Here is a 15,788-nt window from a genome sequence, read left to right on the forward strand (position 1 = left end):
AAATCTGATGGTATTAGGGGAACGAGTAATAAAGAGTAGGGAAACGTTTGGGAATAAGTATTTAAATATGACAGCCAGTCGGATTTCATGAATGTATTTTTGATACTGATTACCAGAGTATTTATTCCATTTTTACTGATGTTAGCCATCTATTTGCTTGTACAAAACCTAATGTACGATATTTCACAACTGTCTTTTGCGTAAGACAAAATGGATAAAAACTTATTGAGAATTTTTCGCAAATAGATATAAAGAATATAGGACATTTTATGATTGGGTTAGGGGCGATATTTTCTATCTTAGATATTACAATATTCGCTATGATTCTATGTGTATTTATAGTGAGCTGTGTGGAACATCAGCTTTATTCCAATAGACTAATTTATGGAAGGTCAGTTGTCTCAGGCACTGGCTGTACATATGTTGCGTACATAAAAAGTTCTGTTTGTCCAAAGTATCGTCGCATTATCTGTGTTATTAACGGAATCAATAACTATGACACTAGGTATATACCTGCCATTTTTACCATTTGATGTACTAATTGGATTACAGTCATTGCCTTAAAAATATTTTTTTTGGTGAATAAGAACACTAATATGCGATTTCGTTATCATCCAAATGATGAAGCAATTTTACATTCATCACGTTGGTGGATAGTTGTAAATAATTCTCATTAATTAACATCTTATTTTGTGTGGATTAAGGTGGCCGCCCACATAGCGGTTGCCATTAGCAATTTCATCATGACTCATTTTTACAGATATTTCGAATAGGTATTGATGTTATTCTTCGAATATGATCTTACTATCACAATAAATATAAATTTAATGAGGTAATAAGGTCATATTTACCCGTTATTCTTTTTATTTGAATCGTTACTTTTATATGTTCTATTGTTACTTATATTTTAAATTAAGTAAGATAATTTCCTTTTTCATGTTTATTTATTCTGTTTACATTTCCTGTTTTTTATTTAAAGTGTTTTTTCTTCTTTTAATTGTATTTTATGTTATAAGAATTTATTGTTAAATTTGTATTTGGGAGTTATTTTGTTTCTATTTTTTATGTTATTTAAGGAAATTAATTTTCTGTTAATGGGGGATTTTTCTTTTGCGTACACGGTCAGTCACTCCGTTCTGTATAAATGGCATAAACATTGATTATTCTTAACATTGGTAAAAAAGAGAGCGCTTTTAATGATAAATTTATCTTATTAATAATGAGTGTAAGGTAGTCAAAGAGGAGAAATAACCACCAGTGAGAATTTAGTTAAATTTATACCATAAACTGTCTATCTATGAGTTTATTTTGTTAAATTAAATTTATATATTATGGCGGTCTGGTGCGGTTTCTGTGGTTTTGAATAGTAGTGGCTTTTGTTGCGTTCTCGAAGCCTTGTCCGCTGTATTTACTCTAAGGTAGGGATGTAGATGTTTTTTTATTTCAACATCATACTGTATTTTATCTTATTTTTGTGATCTGTGTGATATTTATGCGTAAAGTGGCTTGAATGCCACCTTTTCCTCTGTGTGAAAAGAATACGATCGTAAACCAAAAATGATCAGAGTAGTAGCTTTTTAATAACTAGTATTCACATATAATTAATAAATTTGGCATAACTATGATCTAAGTCAACTTATAGTGGAAGATGAGTACCTACCTACATTATCAAGAAGCAAATTTTACTAACATATTGAAAATTTAACTAAAGTATATATTTTTTATCGCCATTTTAAATTTAGAAGTTTAATAGATCGTATAAAACAAAAAACAGTCCTTAATATTTTTATTTAGATAATTTAACTTATTAATTGTAGACTATTTCTCGTTTTCTGTTGCTTGAATAGTTAATGAGCTAGAATCATAATAAAAAGTGTCAGTTTTGTGATGCATGTCACATAGTATTTAAAATGGCATATATTCTCCGTTGTATAAGTTGATGATTCAGGAGTAAAGTTAATTAGCATTAAGAATATTCTTAATCAATTGTGGCAAGTGCATTAATCAGATGACGCAATAATACTTTCACAACCCATTACCGAAATATTTTAGAAATTGGGCGATCCCAAGAGTAATACAAAGGACAGTTACTGCTCTGGCTAAAGATGTATATTTCAGTTATGTCGGAGATTATTGAATCTCATGCTACTGGTAATTTTGTCGTGAGTGATTCTTTGATCACTTAATTAATTTTTCATATAATCGGACGGGATATATAGAAATGAGTACGGTTGAATTGCTCAAACATATTTATGACATAAATTTATCGTATTTGCTTTTAGCGCAACGGCTAATTAACCATGAGAAAGCATCTGCGATGTTCCGTTTAGGTATTAGTGAATCGATGGCTGATACGTTGGCCGAGCTGACATTGCCTCAGTTAGTAAAATTAGCTGAAACTAACCAACTGATTTGCCATTTTCGGTTAGAAGACCACGAAACGGTGCTGCAGTTAACGAAGGAATCGCGGGTGGACGATCTACAACAAATTCACACAGGTATTTTGCTGTCTACTCATCTTTTTCAGCAGTTATCTGCGCTGGATGACATTTCAATCAAAAAAAGAGCGTGAAGATGGTTGAAAAAAGTATTGTTCAGGAAGCGAAAGATATTCATCTTGCAATGGAACTCATCACTTTAGGTGCACGGTTGCAAATGCTTGAAAGTGAAACACAATTAAGCAGAGGGCGGTTGATCAGGCTGTATAAAGAGTTGCGGGGAAGCCCTCCGCCTAAAGGGATGCTTCCTTTTTCGACGGATTGGTTTATGACTTGGGAACAGAATATTCACTCTTCTATGTTCTACAATGCTTATCGTTTCTTGATGAAAAGCGGGCATTGTGACGGTGTTGAAGCTGTTGTAAAAGCTTATCGACTGTACCTTGAACAATGTCCTCCAAGCAGCGAAGGTGGGTCTGTTCTGGCATTGACCAGAGCCTGGACACTTGTCCGTTTCGTTGACAGCGGGATGCTACAGCCAACAGAGTGTCGCTGCTGTGGTGGCACTTTCATCACGCATGCCCACCAACCGGTGAACAGCTTTGTTTGTAGTCTTTGCCAGCCACCTTCACGAGCGGTAAAAAAACGTAAACTTTCCGTTCTGCCTGCCGATACTAATTCACAACTGCTGGATGGATTTGCTCAGCAAGCTATGTGAATTTAAATGGGAAACTTAAAAGCAGGTTACAGGTTTTTTATGTGCAGACCTGTAACTTGCTCTGTCATACCGTTCTTCGTTTACTAATTCGCCCTGTTCAAATCCCATCTGCTCACCAACTTAGCTAAAGGATATCGCGTGTTAGTACTTTTAGGATATATAGTGGTTTTTGGTGCGGTAATTGGTGGCTATCTGCTTGTCGGTGGCCACATGGGCGCACTTTATCAGCCAGCGGAATTTCTGATTATTGCAGGTGCAGGTATTGGCGCCTTTATCGTCGGCAATAATGGCAAGGCGATAAAGGCAACACTGCGTGTTTTACCAAAAATATTGCGCAGATCAAAATACAACAAAGCGATGTACATGGATCTCATGGCGCTGCTGTTCCGCCTGTTATCCAAATCACGCCAAAATGGGCTTCTGGCTTTGGAACGGGATATCGAAAATCCACACCAGAGCGACATCTTCACACAGTATCCCCGTTTGTTAAAAGATCCCTATTTGATGGATTTCACCACTGATTATATGCGTCTGATCATCAGTGGTAACATGAATCCCCATGAAATTGAGGCCTTGATGGATGAAGAAATCGAGACTTATGAACAGGAGAGTGAAGTCCCTGCGACCAGTCTGGCTATGGTTGGAGATTCATTGCCTGCATTTGGCATCGTTGCCGCCGTCATGGGAGTGGTTCATGCACTCGGATCAGCGGATCGTCCGGCAGGGGAACTGGGTGCGTTAATCGCCCATGCAATGGTGGGAACATTCTTAGGGATTTTATTGGCTTACGGGTTTGTTTCTCCTCTGGCAACCTTGCTGCGTCAACGTAGCAGCGAACAGGTAAAAATGATGCAGTGCATCAAGATTACACTGCTTTCCAGCCTGAATGGTTATGCTCCACAGATTGCGGTTGAATTCGGCCGTAAAACATTATTCCTCACAGATCGCCCTTCATTTACGGAACTTGAAGAACATGTTCGTCGGGTTAAATCGCCTGTACAACAAGAAGTTGAAGAATAATTATGAGAGCGAATAATGTTACTGTCATCAGAGTAAAAAAACGCAAAAAACACGGTGAGAAGCACTGTGGTGGATCATGGAAGATTGCATATGCCGATTTCATGACTGCGATGATGGCGTTTTTTCTGGTCATGTGGCTGCTATCGATCGCCAGCCCACAGGAGTTAACCAGCATTGCAGACTATTTTCGCACTCCCTTGCAGGTAGCGATAAACCAAGGGCCGCAAAGCAGCGATAGCACAAATCCGATTCCTGGAGGAGGGGATGAAGTTTTTCAGCAGGATGGAGAGGTTTTTCGCGAATCTAAACTTGTTGAATCCAATAAAGAAAAACGTCGTCTGAATCGCCTGCACCAACAACTTGATCAACTTATTATCACCGATCCTCGCCTAAAAGAACTACGTCCTCATTTGTTGATCGACATGATGGATGAAGGGTTGCGCATTCAGATCATCGATAGGGAAAACCGCCCGATGTTTATGATCGGCAGCGCAAAGGTTGAGAGCTACATGAGAGATATTTTGCAGGCAATTGCACCGATTTTGAATGAAATTCCGAACAAAGTCAGCCTTTCTGGTCATACCGATAATTTACAGTATGCCAATGGCCAAAGGGGTTATAGCAACTGGGAACTCTCTGCGGATCGTGCAAATGCTTCAAGACGAGAATTACTGAACGGTGGCTTGGATGAAGTCAAAATCCTGCGGGTTGTTGGTATGGCATCCACTGTGAGTATGCAGAAAGGCATTGATCCTAATGCACCGGTTAACCGCCGTATCAGCATTGTTGTCTTGAATAAAGATGCAGAAAAACGGATTGAGCAGGAAAACAGTGGTGGTGACGCCATGACCGCTAACAATAGTATGGATATGCAAGAAGTCATCAGAACGGATTCGAATAAGGGAGCGCCTTCTCAGCAATCCACCGAACAATCCAATGAAATCACAATATCGGTGCAGACTCAGATTGAACCGTCCAGTGATACTAATAAGGTGACAGAGTAAGTAACGATGGATATTACCGCGTTTTATCAGACCTTCTTTGATGAAGCAGATGAATTATTGGACGATATGGAGCAGCATTTATTGCTGCTCGATGCCGATGAACCTGATCATGAACAACTAAATGCAATTTTTCGCAGCGCCCACTCCATCAAGGGAGGCGCTGCAACTTTTGGTTTTGCCAAGCTGCAACAAACCACGCATGTTTTGGAGAATCTGCTAGACAGTGCCAGACGTGACGAAATACGCCTGACTACTGACATTATCAACCTGTTTTTAGAAGCGAAAGATATTATGCAGCAACAATTGGATGCCTATAAAAGTTCTCAGGAGCCGGATGAAGATACATTCAATTATATCTGCGAGACATTGCGTCAGCTTGCCTTAGAGCTACAGGACGATAAGCAGGATAAGAGTGCTGACGCTGCCGCCCCGGCAATTCAGTCTGAACCTGCATTGAAAGAGACTGTACTGGAAGCTGAAGAAGAACAGACAATCGTGATCAATCAGCCAGAAGAAAAAAATCTTCCGGCAGGCAAAGCTGATCAAGGGAGAATCCGCGTTCATCTATCCGGGCTAAAAGAACGCGAAGTCTCCTTGATGAAGGATGAATTGGGGCATCTTGGTGATGTTTATGATGTTGAACAGACCGCAGACAGCCTTGAAGCTTCATTGATCACATCTGCAACAGAGGATGACATCACCGCTGTAATGTGTTTTGTGATTGAACCTGAACAGATAACATTTCTGCCTGTTGCGGACTCGCATCCGGCAGAAGAAACTGAAGCAGACACTCAGTCTGAAAAAAAACCAGCGGCAGAAGGTGTGGCAATCGAAAGTCGAGTAGCTGCAAGTACAATAAGTACCGATAAGCCACAGCCTGCTGATGTGCCACAAAAATCAGAAGGACATGGAGTAGGGCGTCCGGCCTCGCGTCCGGTAGCTGGTTCACCACGTCAACGTGCTGAATCTTCCAGTATTCGTGTTGCTGTTGAGAAGGTGGATCAACTCATCAATCTGGTGGGAGAACTGGTCATTACCCAATCTATGCTGGCACAGCATTGTGATGGATTGGAGCAGACAAAACATAGCGAGCTGCTGAGTTGTATGGCTCAATTGCAGCGAAACTCCCGTGATTTGCAAGAATCCGTCATGTCGATCCGTATGATGCCGATGGAGTACGTTTTCAGCCGATATCCACGTTTGGTGCGGGATTTGGCAGGTAAACTGAACAAAAAAGTGGAACTGACGCTGATCGGCAGCTCAACGGAACTCGATAAAAGCTTGATCGAGCGGATTATTGATCCTCTCACGCATCTAGTACGCAACAGCCTCGATCACGGTATTGAAAACCCGGAAAAACGGATTGCAGCCGGAAAATCAGAAACGGGTAACTTGACACTCTCGGCTGAACATCAGGGCGGCAACATCTGCATTGAAGTTATCGATGATGGAGCAGGCCTGAATCGCGAGAAGATCTTGGCAAAAGCGCGGTCTCAAGGCCTGAATATCAGTGAAAACATGAGTAATGAAGAAGTTGCTATGTTGATTTTTGCGCCTGGATTCTCTACCGCAGAAGTGGTAACGGATGTTTCTGGTCGCGGCGTCGGAATGGATGTTGTTAAGCGCAATATTCAGGATATGGGTGGCCAGATTCAGATTAGTTTCCAAGAAGGGAAAGGGACGATCATTCGCATTTTACTGCCGTTAACATTAGCAATACTGGATGGCATGTCCGTCAAAGTCAATAGCGAAGTCTTCATTCTGCCATTGAGTGCTGTGGTCAGTTCATTACAGCCACAGGAAGAAGATATCTATCCTCTGGCGGGTGATGAAAAACTGCTGCAAGTCCGTGGAGAATATTTACCGCTACTGGAATTGTACCGGATATTTGATATTTCGAGCGGAGAAACCTCGCCAACCAAAGGTATTGCCGTCATTGTCCAGAGCGCGGGGCGCCGCTATGCTTTGCTGGTGGATAAACTGGTCGGACAGCATCAGGTGGTCGTTAAAAATATCGAGAGCAATTACCGTAAAGTACCTGGCATTTCGGCTGCCACCATTATGGGAGACGGTAGTGTTGCCCTGATCATTGATATTCCTGCTTTGCAGAAACTCAATCATGAACAGTTGGCTACGCGTAAGGCGGAGCTGGTGAATAAAAAAATAACACAGTGAAAGGTAACATCATGTCAGCCATAGAAGAATTCAGTAAATTATCGGGGGAAACAACCGGAAAGGAATATCTGGTTTTCACCTTGGGTGACGAAGAGTATGGAATTGAAATACTGAAAGTGCAGGAAATACGCGGTTACGACCAAGTTACCCGGATTGCAAATACACCTTCTTTTATCAAAGGGATAACCAATCTGCGTGGGGTGATAGTTCCCATTATTGACTTGAGGATCAAATTCTCGCAGGAAAACGTCACTTATAACGACAACACCGTCGTGATTGTCCTGAACCTGCTTAATCGTGTGGTGGGAATTGTGGTCGATGGTGTGTCCGATGTGCTGTCTCTGAAGGACGATCAAATTTGTCCAGCGCCGGAGTTTGCGGTTACCTTGTCAACTGAATATCTGACAGGGTTAGGTTCCATTGATGAACGAATGCTGATTCTGGTAGATATCGAAAAACTCCTGAACAGTGAAGAAATGGCATTGGTGGATTCTGTCGCTAAGAGCTGATATTTCAGGGCTGCCGTGATTGTTGCCACTCATTATAGCCAGTCGAGCAAAACGGCAGCCTTACTTGTTTTAGATCAAAAAAATAGTGCAAAAACTCAATTTTTTGGATTACACATAAAGTTCCCTTTAAGGGTGCCGATAACACTGGCATAGCAATTTATTACAAAAGGGAAGTCATGTTTAACCGAATGAAAATAGTGACGGGGCTAATCTCAGTCATCATATTATTTGGTGCTCTGCAATTTATCTCCGGGGGACTGTTCTTTAATGGTTTAAAGAACGATACAGAAGCCTTTGATTTATTGGATAAAATGCGGCAGCAGCAAAAATTATTGGATGAAAGCTGGATCAACCTGCTGCAAGCCCGTAATAACCTGAACCGCGTTGGCATCATCTATATAATGAAAGAACGCGATCTTGATGGTACTTACCAAATTGATGATGTTTTGGCTGAATCTAAAGTCAGTCTCGCTCGTGGGGAACGCCGCTTCGAGCAATTTGAACAGCTCAAAAAATTGCCCATACATGATCCAGACCATCTCCAACGTTTAAAACAAACTCATCATGAATATCTTAACGCGCTCAAAGAATTGGATGGATTTCTGGCAAAAAAACAGTATAAAGAATTTTTTGCTCAGAAAACCACCGACTATCAGAACGCTTTTAATGTGGAATATGACTACTATCTGAACCAGAATCAAAAACTGTATGATGAAGTGGCGCGCGAAGCAGATATCGCTTATCGCAATATCATCATTAGCTTAATCTCCGTGTTTGTGCTGCTGATTTCGGTTATGACAGTAAGCTGGATTGGCTTGCGTAAGGCATTGATCAATCCATTGAATAAGCTACTGGAAAATATTAAAGCCTTCTCGAAAGGTGACTTGACTCAAACCATCAATGTGTCCGGTACTAATGAAATGGGCATGCTGGCGGTTGGTTTGAGGCATATGCAGGATGAGCTGATCCATACCGTCAGAAGTGTTCATCAGAGTACGGAAACCATCTATACCGGCACCAGTGAAATTGCCGCAGGTAACAACGATCTCTCTTCTCGTACAGAACAGCAGGTGGCCTCGCTGGAGGAAACCGCTGCCAGCATGGAACAGTTGACGGCAACGGTCAAACAGAATGCTGACAATGCCCGTCAGGCCAGTAATTTGGCTGACAACGCCTCCGATATCGCCCGTCAGGGAGGTAAAGTGGTGGCGAATGTGGTGCAAACCATGCATGACATTGCTGATAGTTCCCGCAAAATTTCTGATATCACTGGTGTGATTGATGCCATTGCCTTCCAGACTAATATTCTTGCCCTTAACGCTGCGGTAGAAGCTGCCCGTGCAGGTGAGCATGGCCGCGGTTTTGCAGTGGTTGCCGGCGAAGTTCGCAATTTGGCACAACGCAGTGCGGAAGCGGCCAAAGAAATCAAATCCCTGATTGAAGACTCTGTGGATCGTACTGACACCGGCTCTGTGCTGGTGGAAAGTGCCGGCGAAACGATGAATAAAATTGTTGATTCTGTGACCCGCGTGACTGACATCATGGGGGAAATTGCATCGGCATCTGATGAACAAAGTAGAGGAATTACTCAAGTTGGTGTCGCTATTTCTGAAATGGATAGAGTTACACAACAGAATGCGTCACTGGTTGAACAGTCTGCGGCCGCAGCAGCGGCACTGGAAGAGCAGGCCATGATCTTGACCAAAGCAGTTGCGTTGTTCCAGCTACCGGAGCAGGCCGAAAGGAAGCAGTCTGAAAAAAGAAAACATGAAGTTTTATCGACGATAAAATCGCCGACTCCTCCAGCTAATAAAACGAATCCTCCTGTGCTGAAGAAAGGCAGCAATGTGGAAGACCCCTCTAATTGGGAAACATTCTAAAAAATAATAGCGATAACCACGGCTGCACAATGCAGCCGTTAAACGAGGTGATTACATGTTAGGCAGGCTTCGCATATCAACCAGTTTATATCTATTACTCATGATGTTTTGTGTTATGCAAATTATTTCGAGCGGTTTGTCTCTGGGAATAATTCATACAGACCAGTCATATATTGAAAGAATTGATTTGGGAACTAAACGAAGAGATACCCTTGGATTGAGCTGGGCAGCAATGCTGCAAACGCGTAACACTCTCAACAAAATTGCTATTGGCCAAAAAGTGGGTCAGTCGCAGGATCAGATCGACGCGATGGAAGCGTTGCTCAAAAGCTCATTGAATGAAGCTGAAAGGAATTTCGCACAGTTCAGTGCCTTACCTCAGATAGAAAAGAATGACCAAAGTGTCGCCTTATTGGCTGCGGTTGAACGTTCTTACCAAGAATATATTAATGCGTTGAAAGAGCTGAAAATATACCTTTATGAAGGGAATTTCCAGGCATTTCTTGATCAGCCAACAGAAAATTACCAGCGTCAGCTAGAAGTCGCATACAACAATTACATGCAGTATCTCGGCCATAACATCAGCACAGCGGTTTCCGATGGTGCCTTTTACTATAAAGTTTCCATCGCCATGTTTTTCGGTTCTATCCTGATGGTATTTGTTGTTTCGGCATCAGCGCACTGGTGGATGCGACGTAATCTGCTCCGGCCGTTTGATAATATGCGAGCCTGTTTTCAGGATGTAGCAGAAGGCCGCCTGAATAAAGAAATTGCTGTCACGACTAGTGATGAGATTGGCGATATATTCAGAAAACTGCGCGATATGCAGCAATCTCTGATTAAGTCGATTGCCTCTGTACGGGACAATACCAACCAGATGTATGCCGGTATTCAGGAAATTACACAAGGCAATACCGACCTGTCATCACGCACTGAAGAACAGGCTGCATCGCTGGAAGAAACCGCTGCCAGCATGGAAGAGCTCACTGTTACTGTCAAACAGAACGCTGAGAACGCACGTCAGGCCAGTGAGCTGGCAGTATCTGCTTCCCAGACGGCTTCGAAAGGCGGTGAATTGACCGTCAGCGTGGTGGCTACTATGGATGAAATTGCCAACAGTTCGAAGAAAATCAGCGCTATTATCAGTGTCATTGATGGCATTGCCTTCCAAACCAATATCCTGGCATTAAATGCGGCGGTTGAAGCAGCGCGTGCCGGTGAGCAGGGACGTGGGTTCTCTGTCGTGGCGGGCGAAGTGCGTGACTTGGCGCAACGCAGTGCTGAGGCGGCGAAAGAAATCAAAACCCTGATCGATGAATCTGTCCATCGAGTTAACCAAGGTTCTGAGCTAGTTAATCACGCCGGAAACACCATGGATGAATTAGTCAAATCAGTAAACCAAGTCACTGAACTGATGGCTGAAATTGCCGCTGCTTCTGATGAACAAAGCCGTGGTATTCATCAGGTTGCCCAAGCTGTCAGCCAGATGGATCAAGTCACACAGCAAAATGCGGCTTTGGTGGAACAATCTGCGGCAGCGGCTGCTGCGCTTGAAGATAAGGCCGACACATTAGTGAAAACCGTTGCTTTATTTGAACTGTCTGAAAGCTTAGATAATGAGTATGACCATCAGACATCCTCTGCTTCAAAAATGACCGATGAGTATATCGCAAGTCAAGTACGCTGAGGTCAGATGAAATCCAATTTAGCAGCCTCAGATACTGATGCTATTTCACCGCTGAACTTTATGTTTCAGCGGCATATTTTGTCGGATGCACAATTTGAACGCATCTGCCAGTTCATCTATCAACGGGCTGGTATTGTACTGGCCAAAAATAAACGTGAAATGGTTTACAACCGCCTGGTCAGGCGCTTGCGTGTACTGGGAATCAATGATTTTGGTCAATACCTGTCGATTCTGGAACAGAATATTCATAGCAAAGAATGGGAATTATTCATCAATGCATTGACTACCAATCTCACGGCATTTTTCAGGGAAGCTCATCATTTTCCCATTTTGGCAGCGCATGCCAGCAGAAAAAATGCAGGCACATATCGAGTTTGGAGCGCAGCCGCTTCGACGGGAGAGGAACCGTATTCTATCGCCATGACCCTGTGTGATGCATTAGGGCATCGGACAAATCGGATAAAAATCATTGGCAGCGATATTGATACTCATGTGCTGGAAAAAGCCCGTCAGGGAGTATATCGACTGGAAGAATTACAGCACATGAGTAATAGCCAAAAGAAAAAGTATTTTTTCAAAGGCATTGGTTCCTTTGAAGGATATGCCAGAGTGCGTCCCACACTGGCTGAACTGGTTAGCTTTCAGCACTTGAATCTATTGGATTCTGACTGGGCGCTCGAGGGTAAGTTTGATGCGATATTCTGTCGCAATGTCATGATTTATTTTGACAAAAAGACGCAGGAAAGAATTTTGCGTCGTTTTGCCAATTACTTAAAACCGGATGGTTTGCTCTTTGCGGGGCATTCCGAAAACGTCACTCAAATCAGCCGAGAGTTCTACTTGCAAGGACAAACCGTTTACGGTGTAGGTCGTCGGGCAGGAAGGGGTCATGAATAAAATAACTGTACTGTGTGTGGATGATTCGGCGCTGATGCGCCAAATCATGCGGGAAATAATCAATAGCCACCCGGATATGGAGGTGGTGGACTGCGCGCCAGATCCGTTTGTTGCCCGTGATTTAATAAAAAAACACAATCCTCAGGTATTAACACTGGATGTAGAGATGCCACGCATGGATGGCATTGATTTTCTTGAAAAATTAATGCGTTTGCGTCCCATGCCGGTTGTGATGGTTTCGTCTCTGACGGCGAAAGGATCAGAAATTACATTGAAAGCACTGGAGCTGGGTGCGGTCGATTTTGTGACCAAGCCGCAACTGGGCCTTCGCGAAGGAATGCTGGCCTATAGTGAGCTGATTGCCGAAAAAATCCGCGCTGCGGCGCAGGCAAAAATCAGTACCATGCCATCCAGTCCTGTGATTGCTACCCCATTGAATTTCAAGCCACTATTATCCAGCGAAAAACTGATCGCAGTCGGCGCTTCGACAGGGGGAACAGAGGCAATAAAAAACCTGTTGCAACCTTTGCCTGTCACCAGCCCGGCGTTACTGATCACTCAGCATATGCCGCCGGGTTTTACACGTTCATTTGCAGAAAGGCTCAATAAATTAAGCCAAATCACCGTTAAAGAGGCGGAGAATGGTGAGCGGGTTCTGCCGGGGCATGCTTACATCGCACCGGGGGATCACCATATGGAACTGTGTCGTAGCGGAGCTAATTATCAAATCATGACTACCCGCGCTCCGCCGGTCAATCGTCATCGTCCTTCCGTTGATGTGCTGTTCCGCTCCGTTGCCAAACATGCGGGACGCAATGCCGTTGGTGTCATCTTGACCGGAATGGGTAGTGATGGAGCTGCCGGCCTGCTGGAAATGAAACAGGCAGGTGCTTATACGCTGGCACAGAGTGAAGCAAGCTGCGTAGTCTTTGGTATGCCACGAGCGGCGATCCAGCTGGGAGCTATTGATGACATTATGGATATTCAAAAAATCAGTAAAGCGATGCTGGCCAAAATCAGCGCAGGGCAATCGATTCGTATTTAGTTGTTGTTATTTGATGTTAACTTTTGCGGCACTGTGCTGCCGGATGAATGAAATTCCAAGGAGTGTTTATGGCAAGTAAGGATCTGAGATTTCTGGTCGTCGATGATTTTGCAACTATGCGTCGCATTGTACGCAATTTATTGAAGGAACTGGGCTTCAACAACGTTGATGAAGCTCAGGATGGAGCTGAAGCACTCGCTAAGCTTCGTGCTGCTGAATTTGATTTTGTTATTTCTGACTGGAATATGCCCAATATTGATGGTCTTGAACTGCTGAAAATCATTCGCGGTGAAGAAAAGCTGGCTGCCTTACCTGTCTTGATGGTAACGGCAGAGGCGAAGAAAGAAAACATTATTGCAGCAGCACAGGCCGGAGCCAGTGGTTACGTCGTTAAACCGTTTACTGCGGCGATCCTGGAAGAGAAACTCAATAAAATATTTGAAAAATTAGGGCTCTAAGGAGACAAAATGAGTGAAAATCCAGTCATGCCGAGAGATGAGGCAGTTACTACCAGTGAAATAATCAGTCGTATTGGGCAGTTAACGAGAATGCTGCGCGATAGTCTGCGTGAACTGGGGTTAGATCAAACCATTGCTCAGGCGGCTGAGGCGATCCCTGATGCGAGGGAGCGATTGAATTACGTTGTCCAGATGACGGCACAGGCGGCTGAAAGGGTGCTGAATTGCGTTGAAGAGGCACAGCCCCACCAGAATGAATTGGAATCTTCGGCGAAATCCTTAACCCAGCGCTGGGATGAGTGGTTTGCAAACCCGAACAATCTGGAATTGACAGAGGCTCGCTCACTGGTGACAGATACCAGAGATTATCTCAATCTTGTACCTGAACATGTCTCATTTACCAATACTCAATTGCTTGAGATCATGATGGCGCAAGACTTTCAGGATCTGACAGGGCAGGTCATCAAACGGATGATGGAAGTTATTCAGGAGCTGGAAAAACAACTGGTTATGGTGTTAATGGAAAATATGCCTTCTGACCAGATGGCCAAAGCGAAAAAAGAAAACGACAGCCTTCTTAATGGCCCTCAGGTTAATCAGAATGGAGCAGGTGTTATTGCCAACCAAGCACAGGTTGATGATTTATTGGATAGTTTAGGTTTTTGATAACGAATGACGGGACTTTATAACGAATAGTACAGAAGGCGAAATAGGGGGTTTCTACCACTTGCAGTTGTGGTTTGATCAATTCATTGAGTTTTTTCACATGGCACATCGGCACACCTTGGTGGAAATGATGTGCTGTGTGGATGTGATTACCGTTCACGTACCATGCGATGAGCCGGTTAGTGCTCTTTGTTTGAAAAATAGCCCTCTTTTTCGGGTGATTTTTGGGATTTTGCTCTTAGCTACTATACCTTTAGTATTCATTGAAGGTTATTTGCCAACATTTTTCAAAGTGAAGCAGGGAAAGTCAGCCATGTCGGTGGTAGTAGAGGTTTTATTAAGTAGTTTGTTGAAGTATTTTCAGTTTCTGGAGGGATGTATTGAATAAATAAAATGTAGCGATATTGGGAATAGTTACCTAATGTGTGAAGTTCATCAAAATAGCATACATAAAAAATGAATAATGATTATGCCGCGTAAATCGAAAGTTTAACAGAATGTATAAATACGGTTAAATATTTTTAAAAATATAACTTACTTATTTTATTAATGTATTGCAATTCATTCATTGCAGCTAATGAAATGAATAAATGATTTTTTATTAATGTAAAATCATGTTGATTCAATAAAATATATTGTAAATATTAATGGAATACTTCATTAAATATCTCTTGGGTAATAAAAAATATAACATGAAAATAGTGTAATTTCGAGGTGATTATTTGTAATTAAAGATCTATTTAAATAGTATTGTTACTGTTTTTGAAGAGTGTATTAAAGATTATTGAAATGTATAGCATAAAACTCTATATAATTTATTTAATTAATAATTATTTTGTGCGTTTTCTTAGGATTATAATTCATGGCGGTGTTTTTAGACGTCTTATATAAAATGATTGATAAATAAGCCATATTAATGCTCTTTTATTGGGAATCATCATGATATGAAAATACTTTTTTAATTATTTTACAAAGAGTATAGAGGTATCCTTATGTACAATACAGAAAATATATTGTTTAGGCTTAATAGGAACAATCCCCAAAAACCGATGACATTGATTCATATTATGTCAATGTCATTCTCAGCATTCAGGAAAGAAGCCAAAGATACACTGAATTGGGGAGAGAATCATCACCTGTATCTAACCGCCAAGAAAGCCGAAAAAGAAAACAGGATTTTTGACGCACGTTTATTATCCCGCACCAATTCGCAGTTACCTGCCATTTGAAGGGATTAATATTCCGAAAGATAAAGATACAAGTGCACTGGTGCTGAGTTTCCCCAATGTGA

Annotated in this window: 14 protein-coding genes; all 14 read left to right on the top strand. The window is 42.3% G+C overall.

Annotated features, from left to right (window positions below):
• Positions 1–2,221 precede the first annotated feature (2,221 nt).
• The 14 genes from flhD (at position 2,222) to XBJ1_RS21775 (ending at position 15,726) form a co-directional block, all read left to right on the top strand.
• Complete coding sequence (gene flhD / locus XBJ1_RS08150) at positions 2,222–2,572, top strand: flagellar transcriptional regulator FlhD (protein WP_012988397.1); 351 nt, start codon at positions 2,222–2,224, stop codon at positions 2,570–2,572.
• A 2-nt stretch (positions 2,573–2,574) separates the two neighbouring features.
• The gene (gene flhC / locus XBJ1_RS08155) at positions 2,575–3,156 is read left to right on the top strand and encodes a flagellar transcriptional regulator FlhC (protein ID WP_012988398.1); all 582 of its coding nucleotides are present in this window, start codon (positions 2,575–2,577) and stop codon (positions 3,154–3,156) included.
• 138 nt (positions 3,157–3,294) lie between these two features.
• Positions 3,295–4,176, top strand: a complete 882-nt coding sequence (motA, locus tag XBJ1_RS08160; RefSeq protein WP_012988399.1) for a flagellar motor stator protein MotA — start codon at positions 3,295–3,297, stop codon at positions 4,174–4,176.
• 2 nt (positions 4,177–4,178) lie between these two features.
• On the top strand, positions 4,179–5,180 hold the full coding sequence (gene motB, locus XBJ1_RS08165) for a flagellar motor protein MotB (protein WP_012988400.1): 1,002 nt from the start codon (positions 4,179–4,181) through the stop codon (positions 5,178–5,180).
• 66 nt (positions 5,181–5,246) lie between these two features.
• Positions 5,247–7,355, top strand: a complete 2,109-nt coding sequence (cheA, locus tag XBJ1_RS08170; protein WP_419184849.1) for a chemotaxis protein CheA — start codon at positions 5,247–5,249, stop codon at positions 7,353–7,355.
• A gap of 11 nt (positions 7,356–7,366) precedes the next feature.
• Positions 7,367–7,864 carry a chemotaxis protein CheW gene (gene cheW, locus XBJ1_RS08175; protein WP_012988402.1) on the top strand — a complete coding sequence of 166 codons (498 nt, stop codon included), beginning with the start codon at positions 7,367–7,369 and terminating at the stop codon, positions 7,862–7,864.
• Positions 7,865–8,040: 176 nt separating this feature from the next.
• Positions 8,041–9,744, top strand: coding sequence for a methyl-accepting chemotaxis protein (locus XBJ1_RS08180; protein ID WP_012988403.1), 1,704 nt, complete (start codon positions 8,041–8,043; stop codon positions 9,742–9,744).
• A gap of 55 nt (positions 9,745–9,799) precedes the next feature.
• On the top strand, positions 9,800–11,431 hold the full coding sequence (locus XBJ1_RS08185; protein ID WP_038198714.1) for a methyl-accepting chemotaxis protein: 1,632 nt from the start codon (positions 9,800–9,802) through the stop codon (positions 11,429–11,431).
• Between the two features lie 6 nt (positions 11,432–11,437).
• The gene (gene cheR / locus XBJ1_RS08190; protein ID WP_012988405.1) at positions 11,438–12,328 is read left to right on the top strand and encodes a protein-glutamate O-methyltransferase CheR; all 891 of its coding nucleotides are present in this window, start codon (positions 11,438–11,440) and stop codon (positions 12,326–12,328) included.
• Entirely contained in the window at positions 12,321–13,373 is a 1,053-nt protein-coding gene (locus tag XBJ1_RS08195) for a protein-glutamate methylesterase/protein-glutamine glutaminase (protein ID WP_038198716.1), read from the top strand. The genes cheR and XBJ1_RS08195 overlap by 8 nt, the downstream gene beginning before the upstream one ends.
• A 68-nt stretch (positions 13,374–13,441) precedes the next feature.
• Positions 13,442–13,831 (top strand): chemotaxis response regulator CheY, encoded by a 390-nt coding sequence (gene cheY, locus XBJ1_RS08200; protein WP_012988407.1) that lies wholly within the window; start codon positions 13,442–13,444, stop codon positions 13,829–13,831.
• Between the two features lie 9 nt (positions 13,832–13,840).
• Positions 13,841–14,497: a protein phosphatase CheZ gene (gene cheZ / locus XBJ1_RS08205; RefSeq protein ID WP_012988408.1), complete on the top strand. Its 657-nt coding sequence runs from the start codon at positions 13,841–13,843 to the stop codon at positions 14,495–14,497.
• Between the two features lie 139 nt (positions 14,498–14,636).
• Positions 14,637–14,885 (top strand): hypothetical protein, encoded by a 249-nt coding sequence (locus tag XBJ1_RS08210; RefSeq protein WP_143827649.1) that lies wholly within the window; start codon positions 14,637–14,639, stop codon positions 14,883–14,885.
• Positions 14,886–15,564: 679 nt separating this feature from the next.
• Entirely contained in the window at positions 15,565–15,726 is a 162-nt protein-coding gene (locus tag XBJ1_RS21775) for a hypothetical protein (RefSeq protein ID WP_155270684.1), read from the top strand.
• Positions 15,727–15,788: the final 62 nt, after the last annotated feature.

The sequence above is a fragment of the Xenorhabdus bovienii SS-2004 genome (assembly GCF_000027225.1).
Taxonomy (GTDB): domain Bacteria; phylum Pseudomonadota; class Gammaproteobacteria; order Enterobacterales; family Enterobacteriaceae; genus Xenorhabdus; species Xenorhabdus bovienii_C.